General features: G+C 73.6%; 13 protein-coding genes. 3 read left to right on the plus strand and 10 right to left on the minus strand.

Features of this window, described 5'->3' with window-relative positions; translation table 11 throughout:
• Positions 1–62 precede the first annotated feature (62 nt).
• Together glpD and ACL03H_RS17810 are read right to left on the minus strand one after the other, a co-directional pair.
• Complete coding sequence (gene glpD / locus ACL03H_RS17805; RefSeq protein ID WP_412812424.1) at positions 63–1724, minus strand: glycerol-3-phosphate dehydrogenase; 1662 nt, start codon at positions 1722–1724, stop codon at positions 63–65.
• 185 nt (positions 1725–1909) lie between these two features.
• Positions 1910–2791, minus strand: a complete 882-nt coding sequence (locus ACL03H_RS17810) for a DeoR/GlpR family DNA-binding transcription regulator (protein WP_412812374.1) — start codon at positions 2789–2791, stop codon at positions 1910–1912.
• Positions 2792–3075: 284 nt separating this feature from the next.
• Here ACL03H_RS17810 and ACL03H_RS17815 point away from each other — a divergent pair, with 284 nt between their 5' ends.
• Positions 3076–3819 carry an MIP/aquaporin family protein gene (locus ACL03H_RS17815; RefSeq protein WP_412812375.1) on the plus strand — a complete coding sequence of 248 codons (744 nt, stop codon included), beginning with the start codon at positions 3076–3078 and terminating at the stop codon, positions 3817–3819.
• Between the two features lie 110 nt (positions 3820–3929).
• Positions 3930–5429 carry a glycerol kinase GlpK gene (gene glpK, locus ACL03H_RS17820; RefSeq protein WP_412812376.1) on the plus strand — a complete coding sequence of 500 codons (1500 nt, stop codon included), beginning with the start codon at positions 3930–3932 and terminating at the stop codon, positions 5427–5429.
• Here the strand turns inward: glpK and ACL03H_RS17825 are convergent.
• The 5 genes from ACL03H_RS17825 to ACL03H_RS17845 form a co-directional block, all read right to left on the minus strand.
• A complete protein-coding gene (locus ACL03H_RS17825; protein WP_412812377.1) occupies positions 5404–6015 on the minus strand; it encodes a GNAT family N-acetyltransferase in 612 nt (203 codons plus the stop codon). The genes glpK and ACL03H_RS17825 overlap by 26 nt on opposite strands.
• A 228-nt stretch (positions 6016–6243) precedes the next feature.
• Positions 6244–7395, minus strand: coding sequence for a macrolide family glycosyltransferase (locus tag ACL03H_RS17830; protein WP_412812378.1), 1152 nt, complete (start codon positions 7393–7395; stop codon positions 6244–6246).
• A gap of 276 nt (positions 7396–7671) precedes the next feature.
• Complete coding sequence (locus ACL03H_RS17835; RefSeq protein WP_412812379.1) at positions 7672–8679, minus strand: tetratricopeptide repeat protein; 1008 nt, start codon at positions 8677–8679, stop codon at positions 7672–7674.
• A gap of 218 nt (positions 8680–8897) precedes the next feature.
• A complete protein-coding gene (locus ACL03H_RS17840; RefSeq protein WP_412812380.1) occupies positions 8898–9281 on the minus strand; it encodes a thiol-disulfide oxidoreductase DCC family protein in 384 nt (127 codons plus the stop codon).
• Between the two features lie 40 nt (positions 9282–9321).
• Positions 9322–10725, minus strand: coding sequence for an NAD(P)H-quinone dehydrogenase (locus ACL03H_RS17845; protein WP_412812381.1), 1404 nt, complete (start codon positions 10723–10725; stop codon positions 9322–9324).
• 174 nt (positions 10726–10899) lie between these two features.
• Here ACL03H_RS17845 and ACL03H_RS17850 point away from each other — a divergent pair, with 174 nt between their 5' ends.
• Positions 10900–11352, plus strand: coding sequence for a gamma-glutamylcyclotransferase (locus tag ACL03H_RS17850; protein WP_412812382.1), 453 nt, complete (start codon positions 10900–10902; stop codon positions 11350–11352).
• Positions 11353–11456: 104 nt separating this feature from the next.
• On the opposite strand, the gene ACL03H_RS17855 is transcribed toward ACL03H_RS17850, so the two are convergent.
• From ACL03H_RS17855 to ACL03H_RS17865, 3 genes are all read right to left on the minus strand, one after another.
• Complete coding sequence (locus tag ACL03H_RS17855) at positions 11457–12269, minus strand: HAD family hydrolase (RefSeq protein ID WP_412812383.1); 813 nt, start codon at positions 12267–12269, stop codon at positions 11457–11459.
• Positions 12270–12416: 147 nt separating this feature from the next.
• Positions 12417–13205, minus strand: a complete 789-nt coding sequence (locus tag ACL03H_RS17860; protein ID WP_412812384.1) for a hypothetical protein — start codon at positions 13203–13205, stop codon at positions 12417–12419.
• Positions 13206–13314: 109 nt separating this feature from the next.
• Positions 13315–14547, minus strand: a complete 1233-nt coding sequence (locus ACL03H_RS17865; RefSeq protein ID WP_412812425.1) for an amidohydrolase — start codon at positions 14545–14547, stop codon at positions 13315–13317.
• Between the last annotated feature and the right edge of the window lie 50 nt (positions 14548–14597).

Below are 14597 nucleotides of genomic sequence, written 5' to 3' on the forward strand. Positions count from 1 at the left end.
GGCCCGCCCGCCCCACCGGGCGAACGGGCCGCTCATCGCTGCGCGGGCGTGCCGCGCGGCGGTCAGGCGATGGGCTCGACGAGCTCCGGCCGGGCCTCGGGGGCCGCCGAGCGGCGGGCGTCGGCCGCCTGGTCGTCGGGCTGGGTCTGCGAGTCGCGCTCGGCTTCGACCCGGGCGGTGTAGACCGCGACCTCCCGCTCGATCCGCTCCTCGTCCCAGCCGAGGACCCCGGCCATCAGCCGCGCCACGGCCTCCGCGCACTCCACACCGCGGTGCGGGTACTCGATGGAGATCCGGGTGCGCCGGGTCAGCACGTCCTCCAGGTGCAGCGCGCCCTCGTGGGTGCAGGCGTACACCACTTCCGCCTGCAGGTAGGCCGACGCCGCCGGGACGGGCTTGAGCAGCTCCGGGCGGTCGGCCGCCGCCGCCAGCACCTCGTGCACCTGGGAGCCGTAGCGGTCCAGCAGGTGCCGGATCCGGTACGGGTGCACCCCGTGCGCTGCCGCGATCTGGTCGGTCTGGTTCACCAGCGCGTGGTAGCCGTCGGCGCCCAGCAGCGGCACCCGGTCGGTGATCGAGGACGCGACCCGGCCGGACAGGTCGGGGGTCACCGCGTCCACAGCGTCGGCCGCCATCACCCGGTAGGTCGTGTACTTGCCACCCGCGATGGCCACCAGGCCCGGCGCCACCCGCGCGACCGCGTGCTCGCGGGACAGCTTCGAGCTCTCATCGCTCTCCCCCGCCAGCAGCGGGCGCAGCCCGGCGTAGACGCCCTCGATGTCGTCGTGGGTGAGCGGCGTCGCCAGCACGGAGTTGACGTGCTCGAGGATGTAGTCGATGTCCTTCTTGGTCGCCGCCGGGTGCGCCAGGTCCAGGTTCCAGTCGGTGTCGGTGGTGCCGACGATCCAGTGCCCGCCCCACGGGACGACGAACAGCACCGACTTCTCGGTGCGCAGGATCATCCCGGATTCCGAAACGATGCGGTCCCGGGGAACCACGATGTGCACGCCCTTGCTGGCCCGCACCCGGAACCGGCCGCGGCTGCCGGAGAGGCGCTGCAGCTCGTCGGTCCACACGCCGGTGGCGTTGATGACGGTCTGCGCGCGGACGTCGGTCTCCCGCCCGGTCTCGACGTCGCGCAGCCGCACGCCCGCGACCCGGTCGGACTCGCGGACGAAGCCGGTGACCTGGGTGGAGGTCGCCACGACCGCGCCGTAGCGGGCGGCGGTGCGGGCCACGGTCATGGTGTGCCGCGCGTCGTCGGACTGCGCGTCGTAGTACCGGATGCCGCCGATGAGCGCGTCCCGCTTCAGCGCGGGCACCATGCGCAGCGCCCCGGCCCGGGACAGGTGCTTCTGCCCCGGCACCGAGCGGGCCCCGCCCATGGTGTCGTACATCAGCAAGCCGGCCGCGGTGTACGGGCGCTCCCACACCCGGTGGGTCAGCGGGTACAGGAACGGGACCGGCTTGACCAGGTGCGGGGCGAGCCGGGTGAGCATCAGCTCGCGTTCCCGCAGGGCCTCGCGGACCAGCGAGAACTCCAGCTGCTCCAGGTAGCGCAGGCCACCGTGGAAGAGCTTGCTGGAGCGGCTGGAGGTGCCCGCGGCGAGGTCGCGCGCCTCGACGAGGGCGACCCGCAGGCCGCGGGTGGCGGCGTCCAGCGCGGCCCCGGCGCCGGTGACCCCGCCGCCGATCACGACGACGTCGAAGTCCTCCGACTCCAGCCGCCGCCAGTTGCGCTCGCGGTCCTCGGGGCCGAGCCTGCCCTGGGCCTCCTCCGAGGCCCGGGTGGCGTCGCTGGCACCGGTCGGTGTGGTTGCTTTCTCGTCGTGGGACACCTGAAGGTCCTCCTCGCTCCGAATCGAGACCACCGCCGACCGCGCCCTCCCGGGACGTTCCGCGCTGGTCATCATGCCCGGCGTGCTCCCTGCACGCTTGCCGCGCCACTGCTGCGGGGACCTGCCGCCGCCAGGTCCTCCCCCGACGCGCCCGAGCGGATCTCCCCTGCCCGTCGGACGGTCGCTCCCCGCTCGACGAGGACCTCGATCTCGGCGTCCGGCGTCGCGGCGTCGACGATCACGATGTCGAAGTCCTCGGCGGGCGCCACCGCGTGCAGCGCGCGCCTGCGGAACTTCGTGTGGTCCACGTAGAGCACCCGGCGGCTGGCCGCGGCCAGCATCGCCTTCTTGATCTGGACCATCTCCTGCTGGGGATAGCAGCAGATGCCACCGGTCACCGCCGATACGGACATCACCGCGAGGTCCACCCGCAGCCCGCGCAGCGCGTCCAGCGCCATGCCGCCGACGAAGGCGTCGGCCCACGGCAGGTAGTCCCCGCCGATCGAGATCAGGTGCACGCCCTGCTGCCCGGCGAGCTCGCCGAACACCCCTCGGTGGTTGGTCACCACCGTGAGCGGGGCCCGTTCCGGCAGCCGCCTGGCCAGGTGCACACCGGTGGTCGAGTCGTCGAGCACCAGCGCCTGCCCCGGTTCCACCAGCTCGGCGGCCGCCGCGGCGAGCTCGTCCTTCTCCGCCTCGTTCTGCTGCATCCGGTAGTCCGAGGCCGCCTCGTAGAGCAACGAGGAGGCCGCGGAGACGTATCCGCGGTTGCGGTGCACGAGGCCCTGCGACTCCAGGTCGGCCAGGTCCCGGTACACCGTCATGGCGCTCGCCTCCACGGTCGCGACCAGGTCGTCGATCCGCAGCGAGCCCTCCGCCATCACCAGCTCGGTGATCCGGCGCCGGCGGTCCTGCTGCTTGCCGGATGGGCGCCGACCGGACGTAGCGGACATCCTCGTCCCCCTCACCGTTTCCCCTGCGGGGACTTCAACCATCGGGTGCCCATCTTCCCGGCCGGACCCGCGGCTCCGGTCGTGCCTCGCGGAGTGTTCGGCGATGACCACTCAGTCACCGTACATCGCGATAAAAACACCATCGGGAAGCTATTGCAATGTTTGTTTTCACATGCCTAGTGTGACGATGTTGTCCGCAGCGGGGCTCCACGCGCCCCTCCCCCTGGGCAGCAGCACCACACACCCGACCGCGCCGACGGCGCCGCGACGAGGGGACCTGGAACATGAGCCTGGGCGAGATCTTCCTCTGGGAGATGATGGGAACCGCCGTGCTGACCCTGATGGGGTGCGGCGTGGTCGCCAACGTGACACTGCGCCGCACGCTCGGCAACAGCGGCGGCTGGCTGCTGGTCAACTTCGGGTGGGGCTTCGCGGTGTTCGCGGGCGCCAGCATCGCGGCGCCGAGCCAGGCGCACATCAACCCGGCGGTGACGCTCGGCCTGGCGGTGAACGGCCAGGTGCCCTGGGGGCAGGTGCCCGTCTACGTCGTCGCCCAGCTCGTCGGCGGCACGCTCGGCGCCGCGCTGTGCTGGGCGGCCTACAAGCTGCAGTTCGACACCCACGACGACCCGGCGGGCACCCTCGGGATCTTCAGCACCGGCCCCACCGTGCGCAACGCGCCCTGGAACCTCGTCACCGAGATCATCGGCACCTTCGTGCTGGTCTTCTGGATCATCCAGACCCCCGGCTCGGGGCGCGGGGAGGACGGCGCGTTCTCCTTCGGCAACGACGCGCTCGGCTACGCGGCGGTGGCGTTCCTGGTCATCGGCATCGGCGCCTCGCTCGGCGGGCCCACGGGGTACGCGATCAACCCCGCGCGCGACCTCGGCCCGCGCATCGCCTACGCGCTGCTGCCGATCCGCGGCAAGGGCCCGGCGGACTGGGGCTACGCGTGGATCCCGGTGGCCGGGCCGGTCATCGGCGGCGTGCTGGCGGGTGCGCTGGCGCTGGCGCTGCCCGCCACCTGACCCGGCCGGGGCGAGGGCCGCGCGGCCTCGGGAACTGCCCGGGCGCCCGACGCGGGCGACACTCGCCTCACTGCCCGCACACCTCGGACTCCATCGAAAAGGACGACATCATGGCCTCCTACGTCGCCGCCATCGACCAGGGCACCACCTCCACCCGCTGCATGATCTTCGACCACGGGGGCCGGGTGGTGGCCGTCGACCAGGTCGAGCACCGGCAGATCTTCCCCAAGGCCGGCTGGGTCGAGCACGACCCGGAGGAGATCTGGAGCAACACCCGCCAGGTGTGCGCCGGGGCGCTGGCCAAGGCCGACCTGGTGAACTCCGAGATCGCCGCGGTCGGCATCACCAACCAGCGCGAGACGACCGTGGTCTGGGACAAGAACACCGGCAAGCCCGTCTACAACGCGATCGTCTGGCAGGACACCCGCACCGACTCGATCGTCAACGAGCTGGCGCGCGAGGGCGGGCAGAACCGCTTCCACGCCAAGACCGGGTTGACGCTCTCGCCGTACTTCTCCGGCACCAAGATCCGCTGGATCCTGGACAACGTGGACGGGGTGCGGGCCCGCGCCGACAAGGGCGAGCTGCTGTTCGGCAACATGGACACCTGGGTGCTGTGGAACAGCACCGGCGGCCCCGACGGCGGCCTGCACGTCACCGACCCCACCAACGCCTCCCGGACCCTGCTGATGGACCTGGAGAAGCTGGAGTGGGACGAGGACATCTGCCGCGAGATCGGCGTGCCGACCGCGATGCTGCCGGAGATCCGCTCCTCCTCCGAGGTCTACGGGCACTTCCGCGAGCGCGGGGTGTTCGGCGGGCTGCCCATCGCGGGCATCCTCGGCGACCAGCAGGCCGCGACCTTCGGGCAGGCCTGCCTCTCGCCGGGCGAGGCCAAGAACACCTACGGCACCGGCAACTTCCTGCTGCTCAACACCGGGACCGAGCCGGTGCTCAGCGGCAACGGGCTGCTCACCACGGTCGGCTACAAGATCGGCTCGAACGAGACGGTGTACTGCCTGGAGGGCTCCATCGCGGTCACCGGCTCGCTGGTGCAGTGGCTGCGGGACAACCTCGGGATGATCGGCAGCGCCCCCGAGATCGAGCAGATCGCCCGCAGCGTGGAGGACAACGGCGGCGCGTACTTCGTCCCCGCCTTCTCCGGGCTGTTCGCACCGCACTGGCGCTCCGACGCGCGCGGCGCGATCGTCGGGCTCACCCGGTTCGTCAACCGAGGTCACCTGGCCCGCGCGGTGCTGGAGGCCACGGCGTTCCAGACCCGCGAGGTCATCGAGGCGATGAACGCCGACTCCGGGGTGCCGCTGAAGTCGCTCAAGGTCGACGGCGGCATGGTCGGCAACGAGCTGCTCATGCAGTTCCAGGCCGACATCCTCGGCGTCCCGGTGATCCGCCCGACCGTGCGGGAGACCACCGCGCTGGGCGCCGCCTACGCCGCCGGGCTCGCCGTCGGCTTCTGGTCCGGGGAAGAGGACATCCGGGCGAACTGGGCGAAGGACAAGCAGTGGGACCCGGTGATGCCGGAGGAACGCCGCGCCCACGAGTACCAGCAGTGGCAGAAGGCGGTCACGAAGACCTTCGACTGGGCCTGATCGACGGGGCGGGCTCCCCCCCGCGGGGAGCCCGCCGACCCGCCGCCTCGGCCGAGGTCAGCCGCCACACGACGAGGACGCCGCTGCCCGCCGCCGACCGGTGCTCCGGCGCCGCCGGCACCCGGTCCACCTCACGGAAGCCGAGTTCGCGCGGGATCGCCCCGCTGCGCTCGTTGAGCTCGTCGTGCCAGATCTCCACCCGTTCGACGCCCGCCCGGAAGGCCTCCGCCACCAGTCCCCGGGTCACCAGGCGCGCGATGCCGCGCCCGACGAAGTCGCGGTGCAGCCAGTAACCGATCTCCAGCCCGCCCGGCCCGATCCGCGCCATCAGGCCGGCCGAGCCGACGACCTGGCCGTCCGGGGCGAGGATCGCGTAGTTGAAGGTCGTGCCCTCGTCCCACTCCCGGACGTTCTTCCCGACGAAGTCGGTGGCCTCCTTCATGCCGTAGCCCGGGACCGCCCAGGGCATCCACGGCGCCAGGTGCTCCAGCGACTCGGTCACCGCCCCCAGCACCGGCCCGGCGTCCTCCAGCCGCCACCGGCGCAGGTGGACCCCGTCCAGGTGCAGTTCCTCGCGTGGCTCCATGAGCGGAAGTCTGCTCCTCGCCGCGACGCGGAGGTACCGAATTTCGCGGCGCGTCCCCGCCGTCCCGAGGCCCGCCCGGCTCGCGGCGCCGCGGGGCGCGCTCCGCCGGACTACCGCTCCGTCGCGCTCTCGGTTCTTCCACGCCGCCCGCTCGGGGAGCGGCGCGACGCGACCGCGCGGCGCCGGGTGGGCGCCCGGCGGCGCGCGATCAATCCCGCCGGCGCGTCGTCACAGGTGCGCTTCGACGATCTCCGCGGCGCGCCGGGCTCCGCCGGCCGCGCGGATCTCCCGCCGCATCGCCGCCGCCCCGGCCAGCACCTCGGGATCGGTGGACACCCGGTGCAACGCCTCCCGCAGCGCCTCCGGGGTGACGTCCTCCTTCGGCAGGTGCACGCCCAGGCCGAGCTCCGCGACCCGCGCCGCGTTCGCGAACTGGTCAGCGGCCTGCGGGACGGCGATCATCGGCACACCCGAGTGCAGGGCCTCCATCGTGCCGCCCATGCCCGCGTGGGTGAGGAAGGCATCGGCCTGCGCGAGGACGTCGAGCTGCGGCACCCACCGGTGCACCTCCACGTTCGGCGGCACCTCCCCCAGCACCGCAGGGTCGACGACCCTGCCGATGCTCAGCACCACCTGCCAGTCCAGCCCGCCGAACGCCTCCAGGCAGGCGCGGTACAGCTCCGGCTGGTCGGTGAACGCCGAACCCATCGAGATGAGCAGCACCGGACGATCACCCGAACGCCGCCAGGTCCCCTGGAACTTCCGCTCGGTCAGCATCGGGCCCACGAACTCGTGGTTCGCCGCGACCGAATCGGCGAAGTACTGGAACGAGCGCGGGATGGCGACCACGCTGCGCTGCTGGTCCAGGGTCGCGAAGGTCAGCGGCGCCCCGCGCTCGGCGAAGAAGGCGTCGGCCTTGGCGTGCACCGCCCGCAACCCGGGATCGTCGTCGAAGCCGAAGACCTCCTCGATCCCCTCGAACCGCACGTGCGTCGGGGACAGGCAGATCGCGGGCACCCCCCACTCGTGCGCGAGCACCGGGGCCTGCAGCGCCCCGATGTCGTGGACGACCAGGTCCGGCCGGTCCGCGGCGTAGGCCTCGGCCAGCTGCGGGTGCACCGAGATCATCTCGTCGACGAAGAGCAGGACCGCCGCGGCCTGGTCCTCCGGCCATTCCTGCTGGGTCGCCGCCGAGGGCAGCGTCGAGTCGTACCGGACCGGCTCGCCTCCGGCCTCGGCGACCTGCGGTGCGAAGTCCTCGGTGACGGCGCAGGTGACGCGGTGGCCCCGGGCGGTCAGCTCGGCGATGAGGCCGAGCCCCGGGTTGATGTGGCCGTGCGCGGGCACGGCCATGAAAGCGATGTGCGCGGGGTGGGGCACCGGGTTCTCCGATTTCGTGCGGTGGAGGGCGCTCGCGAGCGCGAGCGGACGGCGGCTGAGCTCGCGGGACCGCTCGGGAGCCGGGCGCGCCGGGTTCACCGCCTCGAACGGCGGGGGGTCCGCGGGAGCACGCGGATCAGAGGGGGAGCTGGTGTTCGACCACGGCGGCACGGTAGCCCGGCGATCCCGGTTCCGTCGTCTCCTTTTCCGGCGCGGAACGCGGAACCGCCCCGCGGACCCTGGTGCTCGGTCGGCGGGGCGGTGCGTCGGGACGGATCAGGTGGTGCGCTCGGCGATGGCCTCCTCGACCATCCGGCGGGTCTGCCACAGCTCGTTGGCGTTGAGGCCGTCGCGCAGCTCGACGAGTTCGGCCATGGTCGCGTCCGCCGGGCGACCCAGGCGGTCGAGGCTCTTGAGCAGGCCGAGGCGGGCCAGCGCCATGCCGCGCGGCTCGCGGATCGCCCGGAACTTCTCGTGCGCGTCCCGGTAGGTGCGCGCCGCCTCCGAGTAGGCCCCGGAGCGGAAGTGCACGTTGCCGCGCATCTTGCGGTTGTAGGCGAGGGCGCTGGAGAGGTCCATCCGGCGGCAGGTCCGCTCGGCGCGGGACAGCAGCACTAGGGCCTGCTCGTGGTCGCCGCGCAGCGAGAGCACGTCGGCCTGGCCGCGCAGCGCCCAGGCGTGCCCGCGGTCGTCCCCGGAGGACTCGGCCACCTCCGCGGCCTCCTCGAACCGCTGCGCGGCGGAGGTCAGGTCCCCGGTGTTGCGCTCGATCTGGGCGAGGCCCTCCAGCGCCCACACGACGTGCCGGGACTCGTCGCGCTTGCGGGCCTCGGTGAGCACGTGCTCGTGCAGGCCGCGGGCCTGCTCGAAGTCGCCCTGGATGCGCACGGTCTCGGCGACCCCGGCGAAGGCGTAGCCGTAGGCGGTGATGTCCCCGGCCTCCAGCGCGAGGTCGCGTCCCCAGGCGAGCCAGCGCAGCGCCAGGTTCAGCCTGCCGCGCTGGCGGGCCAGCGTCCCACCGCTCCACAGCGCCCAGGCCCGCGCCCCGTCGTCGCCCGCGGTGCGGGCGGCGCGGTAGCTGGACCGCCACGCCAGCTCGGCGTCCTCCAGGCGCCCGAGCCTGCGGCAGGCCTCGGCGACGGCAAGCTTCGCCCGCGCGACGTCCCCGAACGCCGCGCGCTCCTGCTGGAGGGCCTGGTCCAGGACGTCCTCGTACGCGGTGTTGACGGACATGTCCCGCAGCGCGCCCTGGTACTCGGGTGCGAAAGCCTTGTTGCCGTTCATTCCTGCCTGCCTCACGTGCTGACGCGGGTGGCATCCGCCTGATGCCCCGTGGCGGCGCCACCCGCGCTCCTCCGCCACCCCTGACCCGGATGAATCTACGAGCGGACCGCGCGGTCGCGGATCGGCCGAAGTGGCGCGGTCCAGTAGATCGATAGGCCGTGGAATCGGGAGGTTCTCATACTTTCGGCTCGACCCCGGCCGACCGGCCGGGTGGCGGGTCAGGCTCCGGGTCTCCGCTCAGGCGGCAGCGCGCAGGCGGGCGTCGCTCCGGGCAGCCGGTGGCGGTTGGCCGCGATCGCCCGGTACACCAGCGCGGCGACCGCGCGCAGCACCGGCAGCGACAGCAGGAATCCCGGCACCGACCACGGGAACCCGCAGTGCCGCAGCAGCGCGGCGACCGCGGCGGCGCCGCCGGAGACCGCACCGCGCTCGTCCACCCACAGCACCTCGTGCCGGGCGCGCTGCTCGGTGGTGCGCAGCGCGGCGAGGTCCGCCTCCTGCCAGGGCGCGATCCGCGCCCGGAGCGGCAGCCGCGCGGCGATTCGGACGCTGCGGGTGCAGAACCCGCAGTCGCCGTCGTAGATCAGGACCGGTGTTCCCATCGGCACGCCTCCCGGGTGCGGACGACGCCGCCGGGACTGCTCAGTCGAGGTCGTCGTGGCGCATCAGCTGGCGCCCGGCCTCGGTCAGCGAGCCCGACAGCGAGGGGTAGACGGAGAAGGTGTTCGCCAGGTTCTCGACCGTGATCTGGTTCTGCACCGCCAGCGCGATCGGCAGCACCAGCTCGCTGGCGTTCGGCGAGACCACCACGCCACCGATGACCACGCCGGTCTGCGGGCGGCAGAACACCTTGATGAAGCCGCGGCGCAGCCCCTCCATCTTCGCCCGCGGGTTGGTGGCCAGCGGCAGCGTCACGGTCCGCGCGGGCACCTCGCCGGAGTCGATGGACTGCTGGCTGATGCCGACGGTGGCGATCTCGGGGTGGGTGAACACGTTGGCCGCGACGGTCTTGAGCTTGATCGGGCTGACTCCCTCGCCGAGCGCGTGCCACATCGCGATGCGGCCCTGCATCGCCGCGACCGAGGCGAGCAGCAGCAGACCGGTGCAGTCGCCGGCCGCGTAGACGCCGGGCACCTTCGCGCGGGAGACCCGGTCCACCTTGACGTAACCGCCGCGGTCCACCTCGAGACCGATCCGCTCCAGTCCGATGTCCTCGGTGTTGGGCACCGAGCCCACGGTCATCAGGGCGTGGCTGGCCTCGACCTGCCGACCGTCGGCGAGGTGCACGACCACGCCCTTCTCGGTGCGCTCGACGCTCTCGGCGCGGGCGTGCTTGACGACCTCGGTCCCGCGTTCGGCGAAGACCTCCTCCAGCACCCCGGCCGCGTCGGCGTCCTCGTGCGGCAGCACGCGGTCCCGGCTGGAGACCATCGTGACCTTGACGCCCATCTCGGTGTAGGCGGAGGCGAACTCGACGCCGGTGACCCCCGAGCCGATCACGGCGAGGTGCTCGGGCAGCTCGGGCAGGTCGTAGAGCTGGCGCCAGCTGAGGATCCGCTCCCCGTCCGGCACCGCGCCCGGCAGCACCCGGGGAGTGGCGCCGGTGGCGATGAGCACCACGTCGGCGGTCAGCTCCTCCTCGCCGCCGTCGTTGCGCTGCACACCGATCCGGTGCTGGGCCAGGCCGTGCGCCGGGTTGGTGAAGCGCGCCCGGCCCGCGATGATCTTGACGCCCTCCCGGCGGACCCGGGCCCGGATGTCCGCGGACTGGGCGAGCGCCAGCCCCTTGACCCGGCCGTGCACCACGGCGGTGTCCACGGCGACGCCCTCCGGGTCGGTGCGGACGCCCAGCTCGCTCACGTCGCGCGCCGAGGACCGCGCTCCGGCGGAGGCGATGAAGGTCTTGGAGGGCACGCAGTCGTAGAGCACGCAGGCCCCGCCGAGGCCGTCCGGTTCGACGAGCGTGACGTCCGCGCCGTTCTGCGCTGCGACCAGGGCCGCCTCGTAACCGGCAGGCCCACCTCCCATGATCACGATGCGGGTCACTTCGCGTTCCTCCCCGTGTAACGAGCCTTGTGGGCGCCGGACCCACCCTATGTCGGCGCGGGCCCCGGCGATTCGGGCGGTACCCGCCGGTTCGCCGCGTTCGCCGCGCGACTCACCGGCGCGGTGACGCGGTCCACTCCGACAGACGCGCGATCGATCGCTACCCTGTGGGGCGTGCCGCTGTACGCCGCGTACGGGTCCAACATGGATCCGGCCCAGATGACCGAGCGAGCCCCGCACTCCCCGCTGGCGGGAACGGGCTGGCTGATGGACTGGCGGCTGACCTTCGGTGGTGAGGACTACGGCTGGGAAGGGGCGCTGGCGACGATCGTCGAGCACCCCGGCGAGCAGGTCTTCACCGTGCTGTATGACGTCAGCCCCGAGGACGAACGGAAGCTCGACCGGTGGGAGGGGTCCGAGCTGGGGATGCACAAGAAGCTGCGGCTGCGCGTGCAGACCCTGGACGGCCCGGTGCTCGCCTGGCTGTACGTGCTCGACGCCTACGAGGGCGGGTTGCCCTCGGCCCGGTACCTCGGCGTGATGGCCGATGCCGCCGAGGCGGCCGGTGCGCCCGAGGACTACGTGGCGAAGCTGCGCACCCGGCCCTGCGGCAACGTCGGGCCGTGATCGGCTCGGCGCCGAGACCGACCTGATCATCGCGGACGGCGCCGCGCCGCCCGCCGCGCGGGACGAGCCGCGAGGCCGCGACGTCCCGGTGGAGCGCGCCGGATCTAGACCCGGGCAGGGCGCTGGAGGCGTTCCACCGCGGCGGGGACGTCGGCCATCGAGAACACCGCGATGTCCGGTTCGCCCAGCTGTTCGGGGGTCGGCTCCGGGGGCGCCTCGCCGCGCACCACCCAGATCGTGCGCAGACCCAGCCCCTGCGCCCCGCGCACGTCCGAGTCCAGCCGGTTCCCGACGTGCACCGCGTTCCGCGGCGCCACCCCCGCGCTCTCCAGCGCGTGCCGGAAGATCGCCGGGTCCGGCTTGGCCGCTCCGACGACCTCCGAGATCGCCCAGTGGTCGATGAACGGGGCCACGCCGTCGCGCCGCAGCGAGTCGGCGACCAGCGCGCGCTGATTGGCCACCACGGCGACCTGGTAGTGCGGCGAGAGCTGCCGCAAGGCGGGCAGCGCGTCCGGGTGCAGCGCGGAGGGCGGGTAGAACCAGTAGCTCTCGGCACGATCGGACAGCCGCTGCCGCTCCCCCGCACCGAGGAAGTGCTCGGCGATCGCGGTGCGCAGGGAGCCGCGCTGCGACTGCCGCCGCTCGTCGTAGACGCGCTGGAAATCCGCCTCCAGCAACACCTCGCCGCGCTCCGCGACCAGTTCGCAGGTCGCCCGCAGCAGCGCCTCCCGGTACCAGGCGTCGTCGTAGACCGGGCCGCCCACGTCCAGCAGCACCAGTTCGATCGGCTCGCCGCGCGCCGCGCGCGACTCCGCCGAACCACCGCCGGGGACCACCTCGGGCAGGCCCGACACCGACCGCGACGCCCGCTCCGGCACCGGGAGCTCCGCCGCGAACCGCTCGCGCCGTGGTGACACCTCGCGTCCTCCTCATCCCGCGGCCCCGCCGCTCCCGCGCGGCACCGCGCCGGGCGCGGGGGCGGGGCGGCGGGCCGGGCTCGTCGCCGAACATAACGCATCGGGGTGCGGACATCACCAGTGTTCGTGCGACGTCCCGGAAGCCGATCACGACACACCTCCGGGGCCGCCGCGCCCCGGCGGCGCGGCCTCGACGCGCGCCACGACCGGTGCCGCGCGGGTGGGACCGAGGCGGGCGAGTTCCACCAGCTCACCGGCCCGCCGGGTGCCGCGCCGATCCCGCCTGCGGGCGAGCCGCTCGGCCACCACGGCGCGGAAGTGCGGCGCCGAGTCACCGAGCACCGCCAGGGCTTGCTCGAGGCAGGCCAGAGCGGTCCGGCCGTCACCGGTGCAGAGCATCTCGGTGAGCGCCACGTCCAGCGCGTGCACCCGCAAGCCGTCCAGCTCGACCACGTCGGCCTCCCGGATCCAGCTCTGCCGGACCACCAACCGCGGAACCGCTCGCGGCTGCCGGTGGTAGGGCACGGCGACGTGCACCAGCCGGTCGTCGGCCTCGGTGCAGCCGTGCATCGCGGCCGCCGTGGGACCGCTGAGCACCGAGTGCGGTCCGGCGCGCAGCAGGGCGGCCTCGGCGCGGGCCAGCGGGTCGCGCGCCTTCGAGGCGGGCAGCACCACGCCAGGCCAGGGTTCGGTCCAGCTCCCGCCGTCGAGCGCGGCGCTCAGCTCCTCCGCGCCGAACGCCCGCTCCGCCGCGCAGCGGGTGAGGGCACCGTGCATCGAGGACGGCGGCGCGTCCGGTCCCGGACGAGCCGTCGCGGGCGGTGGCTCCAGCGCGCGGGTGTCGAGCGGCGGGGCGCCCCGCGGCGCGGTCGGCGCCGGTGCCCGGACCGCATCGGCGGGGGCGGGACGGGTGGAGGTCAGCAGGTTCGCGCTCATACCTCTAAGAGGCCGCGAACCCCCGAACAGATACATCCCGATCGGGTGAAGCGAGGAGCGCTGCCGCCACCACGCCCAGCGGGGCGGGCCGTCGAGCGGCCCGCTCCCCTCACCGGGTCAGGGCCGCCAGCGCGGTTCCGACCATCACCCGGACGCCGACCAGCAGCGCCCGCTCGTCGAGATCGAACGTCGGCTGGTGCAGGTCCCGCGCCCGCGCCTGCCCGGAGCGCACCCCGAGCCGCACGAACGAGCCGGGCACGTGCTCCAGGTACCACCCGAAGTCCTCACCGCCGGAGGACTGCGGGGTGTCCGTGACCGCGTGGTCGCCCAGCGCCCCGCGGATCGCACCGGCCATGAGCTGCGTGCTCGCCGCGTCGTTGACCACCGGCGGCACCCCGCGGCGGTGGTGCAGGTCGAAGCCCACGCCCAGCGGCGCCAGCAGCCCCGCGACCAGCTCCCGGGTCAGCGGCTCCAGCTCGGCCCAGGTGTCCCGGTCCCCGGTGCGCAGGGTGCCGGTGAGCGAGCCGGTCTGCGGGATCGCGTTCGGCGCCTCCCCCGCGTGCACCGCGCCCCAGGTCAGCACCGTGCCGGTGCGCGGGTCCACCCGGCGGGACAGCAAGGTCGGCAACCCGGTGATCACCGTGCCCAGCGCGTGCACCAGGTCGGCTGTGAGGTGCGGGCGCGAGGTGTGTCCGCCGGGCGAGTTCAACCGCAGCTCCAGCAGGTCGCTCGCGGAGGTGATCGCGCCCTCCTTCACCCCGACCCGGCCGACCGGCAGGCGCGGATCGCAGTGCAGCCCGAAGATCTGCTCCACCCCGTCCAGCCCGCCCGCGGCCAGCACGTCCAGCGCGCCGCCCGGCATGACCTCCTCGGCGTGCTGGAAGATCAGCCGGATCCGGCCCGGCAGTCCCGGCCCGGTGGCCATCGCCAGGGCCGCGGCCAGCAGGATCGTCGTGTGCGCGTCGTGCCCGCAGGCGTGCGCGGCACCCTCGGTCCGCGAGGAGAACGGCAGGCCGGTCGCCTCGGTCAGCGGCAGCGCGTCGATGTCCGCGCGCAGCGCTACGGTGCGCCGCGGCTGGGCGGTCTCCGGCCCGAGATCGCACAGCAGCCCGGTGCCGCCGGGCAGCACGCGCGGGGTCAATCCCGCCTCGGTGAGCCGTTCCGCGAGGAACGCGGTGGTGCCGTGCTCCGCGCGGGAGAGCTCGGGATGCTGGTGGATGTGCCTGCGCCAGGCGAGCACGTTGCCCGCGTTCGCCGCGATCCAGGCGTCCAGCCAGGCCGGGCCGCGGCCGGCGCCCAGGTCCTCCAGCGCGCCGTGACCATCGGATCCCACGACGGACATGGTGTCGCCGTCGTCGCCGATCGGCCCGCCGGACGGGCTCGCGCCGAGCT

Origin of the sequence: Saccharopolyspora antibiotica (assembly GCF_047200635.1) — a bacterium.
Taxonomy (GTDB): Bacteria; Actinomycetota; Actinomycetes; order Mycobacteriales; family Pseudonocardiaceae; genus Saccharopolyspora_C.